This window comes from Actinoplanes sp. 13, from assembly GCF_056134165.1.
Genome location: NZ_JBVYOQ010000006.1, coordinates 161,350 through 176,042 on the forward strand (window position 1 = coordinate 161,350; position 14,693 = coordinate 176,042).

The window sequence follows — 14,693 nt, forward strand, 5'->3', positions numbered from 1 at the left end:
AACTTCCACCTGCGAGCATTCCGGAGCCCGATCAGGAGGTTCTCTTGTTCCTCAGCCAGCACGAGCAGGAACGACTGCTCATCCACGTCGCCGCCGACGTCGCCCGGCGCCGGCGCGAGCGGGGCCTGCGGCTCAACCACCCCGAGGCCACCGCGATCATCACCGCGTTCCTGCTGGAGGGCGCGCGCGACGGGCGGACCGTCGCCGAGCTGATGGACGCCGGCCGGCGGGTGCTGACCCGGGACGACGTCATGGAGGGCGTGCCGGAGATGCTGGCCGAGGTGCAGGTCGAGGCCACCTTCCCGGACGGGACCAAGCTGGTCACCGTGCACGGGCCGATCTCATGATCCCCGGCGAGATCCTGCACGGCGACGGCGACATCGAGATCAACCCGGGGCGCCCGGTGGTCACCCTGACCGTGCACAACACCGGCGACCGGCCCGTGCAGGTCGGCTCGCACTTCCACTTCGCCGAGTCCAACGCCGCCCTGGAGTTCGACCGGGAAGCCGCCTGGGGACACCGGCTGGCGGTGCCGGCGGGCACCTCGGTGCGTTTCGAGCCGGGCATCCCGCGCGACGTGGCCCTGGTGGCGCTGGCCGGCAACCGGATCGTCCCCGGCCTGCGCGGCCTGGCCGGCGGTGCGCTGGACCGGCTGCCACCGGCCGCCGAACCCGACCCGGCGGACATCGAACCGGCCGGGTCCCTCGACGAGGACACCGGCGAAGGCGCGCACGAGAACGGGAGCCCCCGGTGACGACCCTCGACCGCGGCCGGTACGCCGCCCTCTACGGACCCACCGCCGGCGACCGGGTCCGGCTCGCCGACACCAACCTGCTGATCGAGATCGAGGAGGACCGCAGCGCCGGGCCGCGCCCCGGCGACGAGGTCGTCTTCGGCGGCGGCAAGGTGATCCGCGAGTCCATGGGCCAGTCCCGGGCCACCCGCGCCGAAGGCGCCCCGGACACCGTGATCACCGGCGTGATCGTCCTCGACCACTGGGGCGTCATCAAGGCCGACATCGGCATCCGGGACGGCCGGATCACCGCGATCGGCAAGGCCGGCAACCCGGACACCATGGACGGCGTGCATCCCGACCTGGTGATCGGCGCCAGCACCGAGATCATCGCCGGCAACGGCAAGATCCTCACCGCCGGCGCGATCGACAGCCACGTGCACCTGATCAGCCCCACCATCCTGGACACCGCGCTCGCCTCGGGCATCACCACGATCATCGGTGGCGGCACCGGGCCGGCCGAGGGCACCAAAGCCACCACGGTGACACCGAACGCGTGGCACCTGGCCCGGATGCTGGAGTCGCTGGACACCTGGCCGATCAACGTGCTGCTGCTCGGCAAGGGCAACACCATGTCGGCCGAGTCGATGTGGGAGCAGCTGCGCGGCGGGGCCGGCGGATTCAAACTGCACGAGGACTGGGGCACCACCCCGGCCGCGATCGACGCCTGCCTCACCGTGGCGGACGCCTCCGGCGTCCAGGTGGCGATCCACACGGACACGCTGAACGAGGCCGGGTTCGTGGAGGAGACGCTGCGGGCCATCGCGGGACGCTCGATCCACGCCTATCACACCGAGGGCGCGGGCGGCGGCCACGCACCGGACATCATCACGGTGGCCTCGCACCCGAACATCCTGCCGTCGTCGACCAACCCGACCCGGCCGTACACCCACAACACCCTCAGCGAGCACCTGGACATGCTGATGGTCTGCCACCACCTCAACTCGGCGGTGCCGGAGGACCTGGCCTTCGCCGAGAGCCGGATCCGGCCGTCGACCATGGCCGCCGAGGACTTCCTGCACGACCTCGGGGCGATCTCGATGATCGGGTCCGACTCACAGGCCATGGGCCGGGTCGGGGAGGTCGTCATGCGTACCTGGCAGACCGCTCATGTGATGAAGGCGCGCCGCGGCCCGGCGCCCGGCGACAACGCCGCGGACAACAACCGCGCCAAGCGCTACGTCGCGAAATACACCATCTGCCCGGCGATCGCGCACGGCATGGCCGAGCAGGTCGGCTCGGTCGAGCCGGGCAAGCTGGCCGACCTGGTGCTCTGGGACCCGGCATTCTTCGGGGTACGACCTGCGCTGGTCCTCAAGGGCGGCATGATCGCGTACGCCCAGATGGGTGACGCCAACGCCTCCATCCCCACGCCCCAGCCGGTGCTGCCCCGGCCGATGTTCGGCTCCTACGGGGTGGTGCCGTCACAGACCTCGGTGGCCTTCGTCGCGCCCGCCGCGATCGACGCGCTGCTCAACGACCGGATCGGCGTGAAACGGGCGCTGGTCCCGGTGGCCGACACCCGGGCGGTCGGCAAGGCGGACATGCCGCTGAACGACGCACTGCCCCGCATCGAGGTGCGGGCCGACACCTTCGAGGTCCGCATCGACGGCGAGGTCATCGAGCCGGATCCGGTGACCGAACTGCCGATGGCCCAGCGCTACTTCCTGTTCTGAGCGATGAGCCTGTCGACACTGCTGCTGCTCGCTGACGGGCGACTGCCCGCCGGCGGGCACGCGCACTCCGCGGGACTGGAGGCGCAGGTCAGCGCCGGACGGGTGCACGACATCGCCAGCCTGGACGGCTTCCTGCGCGGGCGGCTGGCGACCAGCGGACTGGTGGCGGCGGCGTTCACGGCGGCGGCGTGCGCGGAGGTGACCCGGTGGGCCGTGCTGGACGCGGGACTCGATGCGCGTACCCCCGCTGTCGCTCTTCGCAAGGCCTCCCGGGCGCAAGGCCGCGCCCTGCTGCGGGCCGGGCGCGCGATGTGGCCGGTCGCGGCCGTCGGACGGGAACCGCACCAGCCGGTGGCGCTGGGTGCGCTGGCCGCCGCTGCCGGGCTCCGGCCGATCGAGGCGGCGGTGGCGGCGGCGCACGGCACGATCACCGGTCCGGCGAGCGCGGCTGTCCGGCTGCTGGGGCTCGACCCGTACGCGGTGCACGCGCTCCTGGCGCGGCTGACCTGCGAATGTGACCGGATCGCGGAACTCGCCGCGGCCCGGTGCGACGACCCGGTCGACGATCTGCCGGCCGCGGGCGCTCCCCTGCTCGACATCGGCGCCGAGCATCACGCCACCTGGGAGGTGCGTCTCTTTGCATCCTGATTCTCCGTCCCCGCGTTCTTCGGCGCCGGACTCTTCGTCGCCGCGTTCTTCGGCGCCGGACTCTTCGTCGCCGCGTCCTCCGTCTCCGCATTCTTCGGCGCCGCACCCTTCGTCGCCGCACGAGCATGCGCATGAGCCCGACGAGGTCCCGCACACCCATCCGGAGCCGGGCGTCGACCCGCACGCGCCGCTGCACGCCGGGCCCCGGGCGCTGCGCGTCGGCATCGGCGGCCCGGTGGGTTCCGGCAAGACCGCACTGGTCGCGGCGCTGTGCCGGGCCCTCGGCTCCGAGCTGCGGCTGGCCGTGGTGACCAACGACATCTACACCACCGAAGACGCCGACTTCCTGCTCCGCAACGGTGTGCTGCCGGCCGAGCGGATCCGCGCCGTCGAGACCGGCTGCTGCCCGCACACCGCGATCCGCGACGACATCTCGGCGAACCTGGACGCGGTCGAGGACCTGGAGGCCGCCCTCGGGCCGCTCGACCTCGTCCTGGTGGAGAGCGGCGGGGACAACCTCACCGCCACCTTCAGCAAAGGCCTGATCGACCAGCAGATCTTCGTGGTCGACGTGGCCGGCGGCGACAAGGTGCCGCGCAAGGGCGGGCCCGGCGTCACCACCGCCGACCTGCTGGTCATCAACAAGACCGACCTGGCGGCCCTGGTCGGCGCCGACCTCGGCGTGATGGACCGGGACGCCCGCGCCCGGCGCGGTGAGCTACCGACGATCTTCCTGTCGCTGGCCGAGGACAAGGCGGCGGGCCCGGTCGCGGACTGGATCCGCGGCCTGGTCGCCGCCCGTGTCTGAGGTCGCCTGATGCGGGCGCGGGCGCGCCTGGTGGCGGAGTCCGACGGGCGGGGTGGCACCCGGCTGGCCGTGCTGCACGGCGAGTCGCCGCTGCTCCTGCGCCGCACCGGACCGCGCAGCGGCACCGGCAGCGGGGTGACGGTTCACCTGGTGGGCGGGGCGGCCGGGCCGCTGCGTGGCGACGACCTTCGACTGGACGTCGAGGTGGGGCAGGGCGCCTCGCTGGAGATGCTCAGCGTCGCGGCTCAACTCGCGCTGCCCGGCCGCCCGGCGCCGGCTTCCCTGCTGACGGTCACCGCCACGGTCGCGGCCGGCGGGACGCTGCGCTGGCTGCCGGAGCCGCTGATCGCGGCGTCCGGCTGCGACCACGTCGCGATCACCCGGGTGGCGGTCGAGCAGGGCGGCTCGCTGCTGTGGCGCGACGACCTGGTCTGCGGGCGGCACGGTGAGGAACCCGGTGACCTGCGGGCGGACACCCTGATCTCGTACGCCGGGGCCACCCTCTACCGGCACGAACTGATGATCGGGCCCCGGGCGCCCGGTTGGTCCGGCGCCGCGGTCCTCGGTGCCGGCCGCGCTGTGGGCACGCTGGTGGCGGCAGGCGACGACCTGCCACCGACGGGTCCGGCCGGACCGCATGCCGCCGTGATGCGGTTGGCCGGTCCGGGAGTCCTGTCCACCGCCGTCGGCCCCGACATCCGGGCCGTCCGCGCGGCACTGGACCCACTCTGCCGCCGTCCCCCATCCGGCGTGGTGACTTAGGGCTCCCTGCGCACCTCAAGTCACCACACCAACGCTCGACCCATCGCTGTGTGGTGACTTGGTGCCCGCTTCACCACGCAGCCGGACAGCGCGGAGGGCGGCCGGGTGGCCGCCCTCCGTGAAGTGACTTCGCTATGCGGCGACCGCGATCGGCACCCCGTGGCTGTCGGTCAGGGCCAGCCGGGTGTGCAGGCTGCCCTGCTGTGCCACCTTGGCGAAATACTCGGTCCGCCGCCGCTGCAGGCACCCCTTGCGGGTCCGCGGCCCGCCCGCCGCGACCGTCAGCAGTTCCGGCGCGAGCGAGCTGTTCAGGCCTTCCCGCAGCAGCCGCAGCGCTTCCGTGCGCAGCTGCGAGATCCGCGACTCGGTGACACCGAGCCGCGCCGCCACCTCGCTGAGCGGCTGCTCCTGCAGGAACGACTCCTCGACGACCTGGCGCAGCCGCTCGGGCAGCGCCTGGATGGCCTGGTGCAGATAGCCGAGCCGTTCCCGTTTCAGCAGCAGGTCCTCCGGTCCCTCGGACGTCTCCGGCACCATCTCCTCGGCCGCCCCGGTGGGGAAGCCCTGCAGGCTGAGCAGCGATGCCTTCTGCACGTCGTCCTCGACGCTGGCCAGTTCGGAGATGCCGATCCCGAGCACCTCGGCGACCTCCGCGTCGCTCGGCGTGCGGCCGAGCGCGGCGGTGAGTTCCTGACGGGCGGCGGCCGCCCGGCGGGCCCGGGCCCGCACCGATCGGCTGGCCCAGTCCTGCCCGCGAAGCTCGTCCAGCAGGGCGCCCCTGATCCGGACCGCGGCGAAGCGGTGGAACGGGATGCCACGGGTCACGTCGAAGGAGCGTGCGGCGCCGAGCAGGGCCGCGAACCCGGCTGACGAGAGGTCATCTGAGTGGACATGGCCGGGGACACGGTTGAGCAGTTCCCGGACCAGATGGCCAACCATCGGCATGTTCTCGCGGATCAGGTCCTCGATGTCGCGCGCCGACGGCGCGTCGTGGGCGATGCCGATGGTGGCGGGGAGTTCGGTCGTGGTGGTCACGTAGTCCTCCTCGCTCGTACGAACCGGCTGGGAAGGCCGGCGTAACCGGTTGTGAAACCGGCTCACGAGAAGAACAGTGACCGCCGCAAGGTGCAGCGGGGCCCGAATTCAGTTGCTTTTGTGGAGCTTTTTCATGAAAAACCTCAGGCGAGGGCGGACCAGCGCGGACCTGCCACTGACGGGAAAAGCCCTTCCCGCAGGACGGGAAGGGCTGGAGCGGCGGAACCGCCGGACTAGTGAAGCACCGGCATGCGCGGCGCCAGCACCTCCGTGAGCTCGGTGTGCACCCAGGCCATGCGGCGGACCGCGGCCTCCGGGTGATCACCGAACTCGGTGGCGACGCCGGCCGCGCATCCGTCGCTGCCGTGCCGGAGGATCATCGCGGTGATGGCCTCCTCCACGGTCTCCCGAGTCGGACACTCGGAAGGCTGCAGCACCGAGACGAACAGTGCCTCGGCAGCCAGATCCTTGACTGTGCTCATCATGTTGTCGAACTCCCCGATATCGACGACCTGCAAAGACTCCGGCTGGTCACCCGCGCTTGGACATACCCGGGCCAAGGCCGTCGAATCCCCTGACGATCATTGCCCATCTTGCCCGCGGGTGGCGCGCCGGCCGGCAGCCACGCCGTGCGAATGTGCCGCGATCCGGGGCACCGGAGCCGGTCGCCACCGTGTGCGGATCGGAGCAGAAGCGCCTGTCGGTCTCGTCTCCACCGTAACGCGGCGATCGGGTTTCGGCTTCTTCTTCGCCGCTTCGGTCCGACCGATCGCCGCCGTCGATCACTCCTCTTCGCAGTCCGCCGGGTCGCAGCCGCCCAGCGAGGGACCCGGGTCGACCGGCGGGGTGGTGGGTTTGGTGGTCTCGACGATCGGATCGGTGGTGGTGGGCCCGACCGAATTCGGCGCCGACGGCTCGATCGTCGGCTTGGTCGTCACGGTCTCCGTCGGCGTGATCGTCGTGTTCGGCGTGACCGTCGTGGTCGTCGTGGTGGTCGGGCCGGCGGTCGGGTTGCCGTTGGTGGGGGTCGGACCGGCCGGCCGGGTGGGCCTGGTGGTCGGCTTGATGATCACCTCACCGCTCGGACCGATCGAGACCCCGGTCGTCGGCGTGCTGTTGGCGTCGCCGAGCCGCGTGTTGCCGTCGGAGAGGTACTCCACCGGGCGGGACGGCTCGCCGGGCTCACTCGACACGTACGTCTCGCAGGTCTGGTCGTTGAGCTTGAAGACCATCGGGGCGGCGTTGCTCTGCTGGTAGCGCCCGCTGATCTGCAGCGTCGTGGTGCGCTGCGACTCCAGCACCGCGAACGAGCTGACCCGGACGGCCCGGCCCTGCTGCTTGAGGTCGAGCTTGCCCTTGCCGGAGAGCACCTGGTCGCCCGGCATCAGGAACCACAGGCTCCACGCGTCCACCGGCTTGTCGGCCCGGTTGGCGAGGGTCACCTGGGCCTTGAAGCGGTTCTCCTTGTCGGACCAGACGGCGTAACTCACCACGCACTGCCCGGAGGGCGGGACGACACTCGGCTGCGGCGCGCTGGTCGCGCCGACCGCCTGGTTGTCCTTGGACTGCCCCATCGCCGACCAGCCGTAGGCGAGGCCGCTGAGCAGAGCCACCGTGCCGGCGAGCACGGCGGCACGGCGCACCCTGGTGCGGTTGCGGCCGGACGGCTTGTCGGGCGGCGAGCCGGCCGGAGGGCCGCCCGCGCTGGGCCGCAGGGGTGGGGCGGCACCCGCCGCACCGGGCTCCGGCGCTGCGGGCGTGCCGACCGCGGCGGGGCCGGTGACGGCCTGCGCGGCCACGGGGTGCACCGCATCCGGGTCGGTCGAGCGATCGGTGTCCACCGTGCCGGCGCCGCTGACGGCCGCGGCCGCGACCGGGCCGAGCCCGGGGTACGGGTAGCCGGACGGAAGGATGAAGGTGTCCTCGCCGTCCTCCCAGTCGGCGTCGAACCCGGAGGTGATCAGCGGCGCGGTGGCCGAGACGCCGGCCAGCACGTGGGCCAGCTCGGCGCTGGACGGCCGGTCCTGCGGCCGCTTCTCCAGGCACCGGCGGATCAGCGCGTCCACCGCCGGCGGAAGCCCTTCGACGGGGGGCAGCGGCTCGGGCTCCACGTACTGGTGGGCGCGCAGCAACGCGGTGGTGGTGCCGACGTCCCAGGGCAGCTGGCCGATCAGCATCCGATAGATGAGCAGGCCCACCGCGTACACGTCGGTGGCCGGGCTGACCTGGCCGCCCTCGAGGCGTTCGGGCGCCAGGTAGGCCGGGGTGCCGAGGAGGCTGCCGTCCGGGTCGGTGTCGTTCTCGCCGATCAGCGCCGAGATGCCGAAGTCGACCACCTTGGCGCCGCCCGGGGTCAGCATCACGTTGGCCGGGGTGACGTCGCGGTGCACGATGCCGCGCGAGTGCGCGGCCGCCAGGGCGGCCGCCACCTCGGCGCTGATCCGCACGGCGGTGGGCCAGTTCAGCATCCGCACCCGGGCCAGGACCGCCGCCAGCGACTCGCCGTCGACGAGCTCCATCACGACGTACGGCACCGGCTCACCGTCGACCGTGGTGGCCTCGCCGTAGTCGTACACATTGGTGATGTTCGGGTGGGTGAGTCGCGCCGCGGCCTGCGCCTCCGCACGCAGCCTGCGCCGGAACGAGGGATCGGCACTGGTCGAGGGCGGCAGCACCTTGACGGCGACCTGACGGCCCAGGACCTCGTCGAACCCTCGCCAGACGACTGACATCCCGCCGGCACCGAGACGCTCGACCAGTCGATAACGACCGGCGAGCAGTCCCGAACCGGGCAGGTCCGTCGTGCTCATGTGCCCCCACATGCGCGCTTGAAAAGAACATCGGGCCGCACCGCCATGCCGCCTGACGCCGGGCGAGTCAGGGCCCCACCGTCGGACCCCGAGCATCCCTCATAGACGGCGTGGATGTTAGTACCTATCGGCCGACAGATCGACAGGGCAACGGCCGATCTACCAGGGACTAATTACGGTGTGTGGGGTGGCGCGCGCCCCCGGTGCGTGCTGGGTGACCGCGCCGGCACAGGCTTTGCGGGTCGCCCGGACACGGAGCGCCACGACAGACGCGGGGTATTGCCCGGATCGTCGGAACTTGCACTCTCAACCTTTCGGGTATGTCCGACGTGGACCGGAAAACATTCGGTCATCGAACCGCTACACAGAGAGATCGACTCTGTCCAAGATCTGTCAGCACGTCATGCTCTGGTCCGGGAGACCGTGAGACTCCGCGGTACCGCCGGCGTCACCCCGGATGCCCGCGAAAGCGACAACACGGACCCGCCGCCCACCGGTGAGCCGCCGACCGGCACGGCGCCCAGTTCGGACAGGAATGCCCGCATCGGCGCCCAGTTCTCATAGATCACCAGCACCACTTCGCCCGGAGCGGCGAGGCGTACCGCCCGCGTCACGGCGTCCCGGTAACCGTCCGCGCGGACCGCGCTCAGCTTCGGGCTGCGAGCCCGCACCTCCCGCTCGACCAGCGCCGAGACCTCGCCGGCCGCACGTCCCCGCAGGTCGGCGTCGTCATAGAGGACGGCGCGGCTCACCCCGTCGGCGAGGATCTGCGCCGAGGCGATCAGCAGATCCTCGCGGCGGTCGCCGGGCAGCGTCACCGCCGCTACGCAGCGTTCAGCGCCCCAGAGCCGGTTGAGAGCACGCAGAGTAGCGGCGAGGGCCGCCGGATTGTGGGCATAGTCAAGAAAAATCGAGATCTCACCGAGACGGAACAGCGTCCCCCGGCCCGGGTTCTCCGCGGCCGGGTCGAATTCAGCGAGCCGGTCGGCAAGCGTTTCGGGCCGCGCACCCAGGGCGCGAGCAGCCGCGATGGCAGCCAGGGTGTTCGCCGCCACGTGCAGGGCCGCGCCGCCGTACGCGCCGGGGACCTCGGCGAGACGCACCAGCGGAGTGCGCCGGGCGCCGGTCGCCTGCACCAGCCAGCCGTCGTGCAGCACATAGGCGGTGGCGCCCCGGGCCAGGTGCTCGGTCAGCACCGGGTTGGCGGCGTCCAGGCCGAACCAGACCAGCCGCTTACGGTCCGCGCGCACCCGCGGACGGTCGGCCAGGCTTCGCACCCACGGGTCGTCGGCGTTGAGGACCAGCGTCCCGCCGTCCCGGACCCGCTCGGCCACCACGGCCTTGACATGCGCCAGGTCCTCGATCGACTCGAGACCGTCCTGACCGAGGTGTTCCGCCGTGATGTTCGTGATCACCCCGACGTCGGACCAGTCGTAACCCAGGCCACGCCGCAACAGGCCACCCCGGGCGGTCTCCAGCACCGCCACCTCCACCTGCGGGTCGCCGAGCACCATCTGCGCGGAGAGCGGGCCGGTGGCGTCCGAGACGTGGATCGTACGACCGTCGATCACCACGCCGTCGGTGCTGGTCATGCCGACCCGGGTGCCGTTGCCGCTGAGCAGGTGGGCGATGAGCCGGGTCACCGTGGTCTTGCCGTTGGTGCCGGTGATCGCCACGGTCGGGATCCGCCCGTCGGACCCGCAGGGGAACATCGCCCGCACGATTGCGTCGCCGACATCACGGGCCCGGCCGTGCTCGGGCGCGAGGTGCATCCGCAGTCCCGGCACCGCGTTCACCTCGATCACGCCGGACGTGATCCGGTCCGGATCACCGGTCGGCGGCATCGGGGCGGCGATGTCCGGCAGGCGCAGGTCGATGCCGGCGATGTCCAGGCCGACCAGCGCGGCGACCCGCTGACACAGCCGGGTCACGTCGGGGTGCACCTGGCCGGTGACGTCCCGGCTGGTGCCGCCGGTGGAGAGGTTGGCGTTCTGGCGCAGCCACACCACCTCGTCCGGCGCGGGCACGCTTCCCGGCTCGTGCCCCTGCCCGGCGAGCACCCGCTCCGCCGTCGGGTCCAGTTCGATCCGGGTCAGCGCCCGTGAGTGGCCGACCCCCCGGCGCGGGTCCGCGTTGATCCGCTCCACAAGCTCCCGCACGGTGGCGACGCCGTCACCCACCACGTGCGCGGCGATCCGTTCAGCGGCCGCCACCACCTCGCCGGCGACCACCAGGACCCGGTAGTCGCGCCCGCCGAGCTGCCGTTCCACCACCACGTCGCCGCCGGCCTCGGCGCAGGCCCGCTCCACGTCGGCCGGGGTGCGCAGGTTCAACGCCACGTCGCGTCCGTGGTGGCCGGTCCGCGGCTTCACCACCACCGGAGCACCCAGCTCGGCGAGGATCCGCACCGCCTCGGCCGGGTCGCTCGCCGCCCCGCCGGGCGCCACCGGGACGCCGGCCTCCCCCAGCAGCCGGCGGGTGACGTGCTTGTCCCCGGCGATGTCCACCCCCAGCCCGCTGGTCCGGTCGGTCATCGCCGCCCAGGCCAGCCGCCGGCGGTTGCCCCAGCCGAGCCGGAGCAGGCTGAGGTCGTCGAAACGCTCCACCGGGATGCCGCGCCGCCGGGCCGCCGCGATGATCGACCGGGTGCTCGGCCCGGTGGCCTCCCGCTCGGCGAGCGCGGCCAGGCCGGCGAGACTCGCGGTCAGCTCCTCGGCACGCGGCCCGCCGCCGCGGTGCACCGCCAGCACCAGGTCGATCGCCGCGCCGAGCAGCTTCGCCGGCACGCCGGACGCGGGCGACTCGTCCACCGGGCATTCGACGATCACGTCGTAGGCTCCGGGATCGTCCGGGTCGCCCGCCGAGACGGTCCGCCCGAAGCTCACGTCCCTGCCGATCAGCTGGGACAACTCGATGCACACGTGCTCGGTGACGTGCCCGAAATAGGTGCCGTTGCGCAGCCGGCTGACGAACCCGCCCGGCGACCCCGCCGCGCAGTGGTGCTCGGCCAGGCCCGGCAGGGTGCGCAACAGCCGCTCGGTGAAGCCGGTGACGTCGGAGGTCTCCTGGCCGGTCAGCTCGCCCAGGCTGAGCCGGGCGATCACCGCGGGCCGGGAGAGATAGACGTTCGGGCCGCGCAGGCGGCGCAGTGATTCGATCTTCATGCGACTCGGCCCCGTTCAGCGACAGGCGTGCCGGCATGCGGACGGCGGCCCGTGAGGTGGAAGGTGTAACCGGCCGGCAGCACATGGATACGTGCTCCGGTCAGCGCGATCGGCCCGCTCCGCGGGACCTGGATGTCGGTGGCGCAGCCGGCGTCGACGACAGTCACCGCGCCGCTGCCCAGCACCTCGAAGCAGTCGCCGTCGGTCAGGATCGCGGTGTCCTCGTCGATGCCGACGCCGAGCTCGTGCGGATAGCGGGCCACCGCGCTGAGCAGCCGGTTCAGCCGGCCGCGTTCGGCGAAGTGCTGGTCGATCAGCACGCAGGGCAGGAATTCCAGGCCCGGCTCGGTGCTGACGCTGCCCGCGGTGACACCGGCGCCCTCGCCTCCGGCGATCATGGTGCCGGCCATCATCGCGGCGCCCGCGCTGGTCCCGCCCAGCACCAGGGAGCCGGATGCGACGAGCGCCTGCAGCAGCGAGTCGGTGGCGGTGCCGCCCAGCACGCGGGTGATCCGCTGCTGGTCGCCACCGGTGAAGAAGACGCCGGTGGCCGCGCGCAGGACCGGCTCGACGCCGGGCGCGTTCGCCTCGGCGCGGTCGGCGAGACGCAGGGCCCGGGCGCTGCCCGCGCCGAGGGCGAGAAACTCACCGACGTACGCGGACTCGGCGCTCCCCGGCGACTCGCTGGCCGTGGCGATCACCACGATCCGGGCCGCACCGCCCCCGGCCAGCTCGACGAAGCGCGCGAGGAGGTCGGAACCGGCGGCCCCACCCATGATGAGTAACCGGCCCACCACTCCTCCTCAGATCGGTAGCGCGATCGGCCTACTCCTGAGGTTAATCGGAACAAATCCGAAACATCCGCCTAACCATTGTTATGCGGTAGCAGGTGTGTGACCTCCGGGGGCCCGCCGCCCCTTCCCGTCACCGGGTCAGGTCCTCCGGCGTGTTCCGGGTCCGGGACGCGGAACGACAGCGCGGTGGTCCTGAATCGTGTGCCCGTCCGCGCAGTGCAGCTCCGTCCGCACCTCGGCGGCGCAGTCACGATGGGCGTACTGGATCGGCGGGCCCTCCGGATCGGCCAGATAGCGGTTGCCCCACTCGGCCACCGCGATCAGCACCGGATAGAGATCGAACCCCTTCTCGGTGAGCCGGTACTCGTGGCGGGATCGCGCGCCCGGCTCCTGGTAGGGCTCACGCCGCAGCACCCCGTGCTCCACCAGCAGGGCCAGCCGGTTGGTCAGCACCTGACGCGGGATCCCGGTCCGTACCCGCATGTCGTCGAACCGCCGCAGCCCGCTGAACACCTCGCGGAGGACCACGATCGTCCACTTCTCCCCGAGGATCGCCATGGCGCGGCTGACCGTGCAGTTCTCGACCGACCAGTTGAGCGCCTCGGGGGGTGTGACATGTCCGACCATGCGGCCAGGCTAGGTCTCGTTGACAGAGCCAGCAAGCTGATGGGAGCCTGCGTCCATGACGCAGACTCAGGATTCCACCCGGACGCGCACCTTCGGCTGGTCGGATCCGGCCGAGCACGCCGACCTGCTGGGCCGCCGCAGCGGTCTGGAGCTGCTCCGGGCGATGTCCGCCGGCGAGCTGCCCGCGCCGCCGATCATGCATCTGATCGGCGCGGCCGGCATGCGCGCCGAGGAGGGCAGCGTCACCGTCGAGCTCGACCCGCAGGAGTTCCACTACAACCCGCTCGGCAGCGTCCACGGCGGCGTGCTCTCCACCCTGCTCGACACCGCGGCGGCCTGCTCGGTGCACAGCACGCTCCCGGCCGGCGTCGGCTACACCAGCATGGACCTCACCGTGAAGTTCCTGCGCCCGGTGACCGTCTCCTCCGGCCGCCTGGCCTGCACCGGCACCGTCCTCCAGCGCGGCCGCCGGACCGCCCTCGCGGAGGCCCGCCTGACCGACGCCGCGGGCCGCCTGGTGGCCCATGCCACCTCCAGCTGCCTGATCTTCGACCTTCCCGGCCGCTGACCCCTCCCGCCGGCCGTCCCGCCGGTCAGGGCGCGCGGCGCTGCTTGCGGGCCTCGCGCTTCTCCTCGAAACGGGCCGCCTGCGCCTCCAGCTCGGCCATGTGGGCGGCCAGCGCCTCCCGCGCCTTCTCGCCCTCGGCACTCACGTCGGTGCGGTCCCACACGTTCCACTGGCGCATGACCGGGGCCAGCACCTCGTCCCGATGCTGGCGCAGGTCGTAGATGCCGGCCAGCGCGATCGACAACGCCTTGCGGCCGAACCCTTCGATGGTGGCGCCGGGCATGCGGAAACCCGTGGTCACGTCCAGGACGGCCTGCATCGCCTGGTCGGGGGCGAGGTCGAAGGCGGCGGTGAGCAGGTTGCGGTAGAAGACCATGTGCAGGTTCTCGTCGGCGGCCACCCGTGCGAGCAGCTGCTCGGCGAGCGGGTCGCCGGTGGCCCGGCCGGTGTTGCGGTGCGAGATGCGGGTGGCCAGCTCCTGAAAGGCGACGTACGCCAGCGAGTGCAGCACCTCGTCACCGTGATCGTTGGTGTAGCCGGACTGCATGTGGTCCATCCGGGCCCGTTCCAGGGCGACCGGGTCGACGCCGCGGGTGACGGTCAAGTAATCGCGGATGGCGATGCCGTGCCGGCCTTCCTCGGCGGTCCAGCGGTGCACCCAGGTGCCCCATGCGCCGTCCCGGCCGAAGAGCGTCGCGATCTCATGGTGGTACGACGGCAGGTTGTCCTCGGTGAGCAGGTTGACGATCAGCGCGGTCCGCGCCACGTCGGGCAGGTCCGAGTCGTCCGGTTGCCAGGCGGCGCCGCCCAGCAGGCCGTCGAAGTCGCGCCCTCGGCCCCACGGCACGTATTCGTGTGGGAACCACTCCTTGGCCAGCGACAGATGCCGGTCGAGGTTCGTGGCGACGACGGGTTCCAACTCGAGAAGCAGCGCGGTCTGGTCCAGCGGCATCCCGTCAAGGTAGCCGCCGGACCGCGCCCGTCCGCCGGCGATGAGCGGAGATCACC

The 14,693-nt window shown here is 72.2% G+C and carries 14 protein-coding genes; 7 read left to right on the forward strand and 7 right to left on the reverse strand.

All coding sequences use genetic code 11. From position 1 onward, the window contains the following. The first annotated feature begins 44 nt into the window (after positions 1-44). The 6 genes from AC0NH5_RS15350 to AC0NH5_RS15375 all read left to right on the forward strand — a co-directional run bounded on the left by AC0NH5_RS15350 (position 45) and on the right by AC0NH5_RS15375 (position 4,687). The gene (locus tag AC0NH5_RS15350) at positions 45-347 is read left to right on the forward strand and encodes an urease subunit gamma (protein ID WP_366154317.1); all 303 of its coding nucleotides are present in this window, start codon (positions 45-47) and stop codon (positions 345-347) included. After that, positions 344-754, forward strand: a complete 411-nt coding sequence (locus AC0NH5_RS15355) for an urease subunit beta (RefSeq protein ID WP_474404057.1) — start codon at positions 344-346, stop codon at positions 752-754. Before AC0NH5_RS15350 ends, AC0NH5_RS15355 begins: the two co-directional genes overlap by 4 nt. Further along, positions 751-2,469, forward strand: a complete 1,719-nt coding sequence (locus AC0NH5_RS15360) for an urease subunit alpha (protein ID WP_474404058.1) — start codon at positions 751-753, stop codon at positions 2,467-2,469. The genes AC0NH5_RS15355 and AC0NH5_RS15360 overlap by 4 nt, the downstream gene beginning before the upstream one ends. A 3-nt stretch (positions 2,470-2,472) precedes the next feature. Continuing rightward, on the forward strand, positions 2,473-3,117 hold the full coding sequence (locus AC0NH5_RS15365) for an urease accessory protein UreF (RefSeq protein ID WP_474404060.1): 645 nt from the start codon (positions 2,473-2,475) through the stop codon (positions 3,115-3,117). Positions 3,118-3,340: 223 nt separating this feature from the next. After that, on the forward strand, positions 3,341-3,925 hold the full coding sequence (gene ureG / locus AC0NH5_RS15370) for an urease accessory protein UreG (protein ID WP_474404434.1): 585 nt from the start codon (positions 3,341-3,343) through the stop codon (positions 3,923-3,925). A gap of 9 nt (positions 3,926-3,934) precedes the next feature. Beyond that, complete coding sequence (locus AC0NH5_RS15375) at positions 3,935-4,687, forward strand: urease accessory protein UreD (protein WP_474404062.1); 753 nt, start codon at positions 3,935-3,937, stop codon at positions 4,685-4,687. A gap of 132 nt (positions 4,688-4,819) precedes the next feature. On the opposite strand, the gene AC0NH5_RS15380 is transcribed toward AC0NH5_RS15375, so the two are convergent. From AC0NH5_RS15380 to AC0NH5_RS15405, 6 genes are all read right to left on the reverse strand, one after another. Then, positions 4,820-5,722, reverse strand: coding sequence for a sigma-70 family RNA polymerase sigma factor (locus tag AC0NH5_RS15380; protein ID WP_474404065.1), 903 nt, complete (start codon positions 5,720-5,722; stop codon positions 4,820-4,822). A gap of 233 nt (positions 5,723-5,955) precedes the next feature. After that, a complete protein-coding gene (locus AC0NH5_RS15385) occupies positions 5,956-6,240 on the reverse strand; it encodes a hypothetical protein (protein WP_474404067.1) in 285 nt (94 codons plus the stop codon). Between the two features lie 264 nt (positions 6,241-6,504). Further along, complete coding sequence (locus AC0NH5_RS15390) at positions 6,505-8,532, reverse strand: serine/threonine-protein kinase (protein WP_474404069.1); 2,028 nt, start codon at positions 8,530-8,532, stop codon at positions 6,505-6,507. Between the two features lie 401 nt (positions 8,533-8,933). Next, positions 8,934-11,696 (reverse strand): cyanophycin synthetase, encoded by a 2,763-nt coding sequence (cphA, locus tag AC0NH5_RS15395; RefSeq protein ID WP_474404070.1) that lies wholly within the window; start codon positions 11,694-11,696, stop codon positions 8,934-8,936. After that, positions 11,693-12,490 (reverse strand): cyanophycinase, encoded by a 798-nt coding sequence (locus tag AC0NH5_RS15400; RefSeq protein ID WP_474404072.1) that lies wholly within the window; start codon positions 12,488-12,490, stop codon positions 11,693-11,695. The genes cphA and AC0NH5_RS15400 overlap by 4 nt, the downstream gene beginning before the upstream one ends. 138 nt (positions 12,491-12,628) lie before the next feature. After that, positions 12,629-13,117, reverse strand: coding sequence for a winged helix-turn-helix transcriptional regulator (locus AC0NH5_RS15405; protein WP_474404074.1), 489 nt, complete (start codon positions 13,115-13,117; stop codon positions 12,629-12,631). Between the two features lie 55 nt (positions 13,118-13,172). On the opposite strand from AC0NH5_RS15405, the gene AC0NH5_RS15410 reads away from it, so the two are divergent. Next, positions 13,173-13,685 (forward strand): PaaI family thioesterase, encoded by a 513-nt coding sequence (locus AC0NH5_RS15410; RefSeq protein ID WP_474404076.1) that lies wholly within the window; start codon positions 13,173-13,175, stop codon positions 13,683-13,685. 25 nt (positions 13,686-13,710) lie between these two features. Here the strand turns inward: AC0NH5_RS15410 and AC0NH5_RS15415 are convergent, their stop codons facing one another. After that, entirely contained in the window at positions 13,711-14,637 is a 927-nt protein-coding gene (locus tag AC0NH5_RS15415; RefSeq protein WP_474404078.1) for an acyl-ACP desaturase, read from the reverse strand. Positions 14,638-14,693 lie beyond the last annotated feature (56 nt).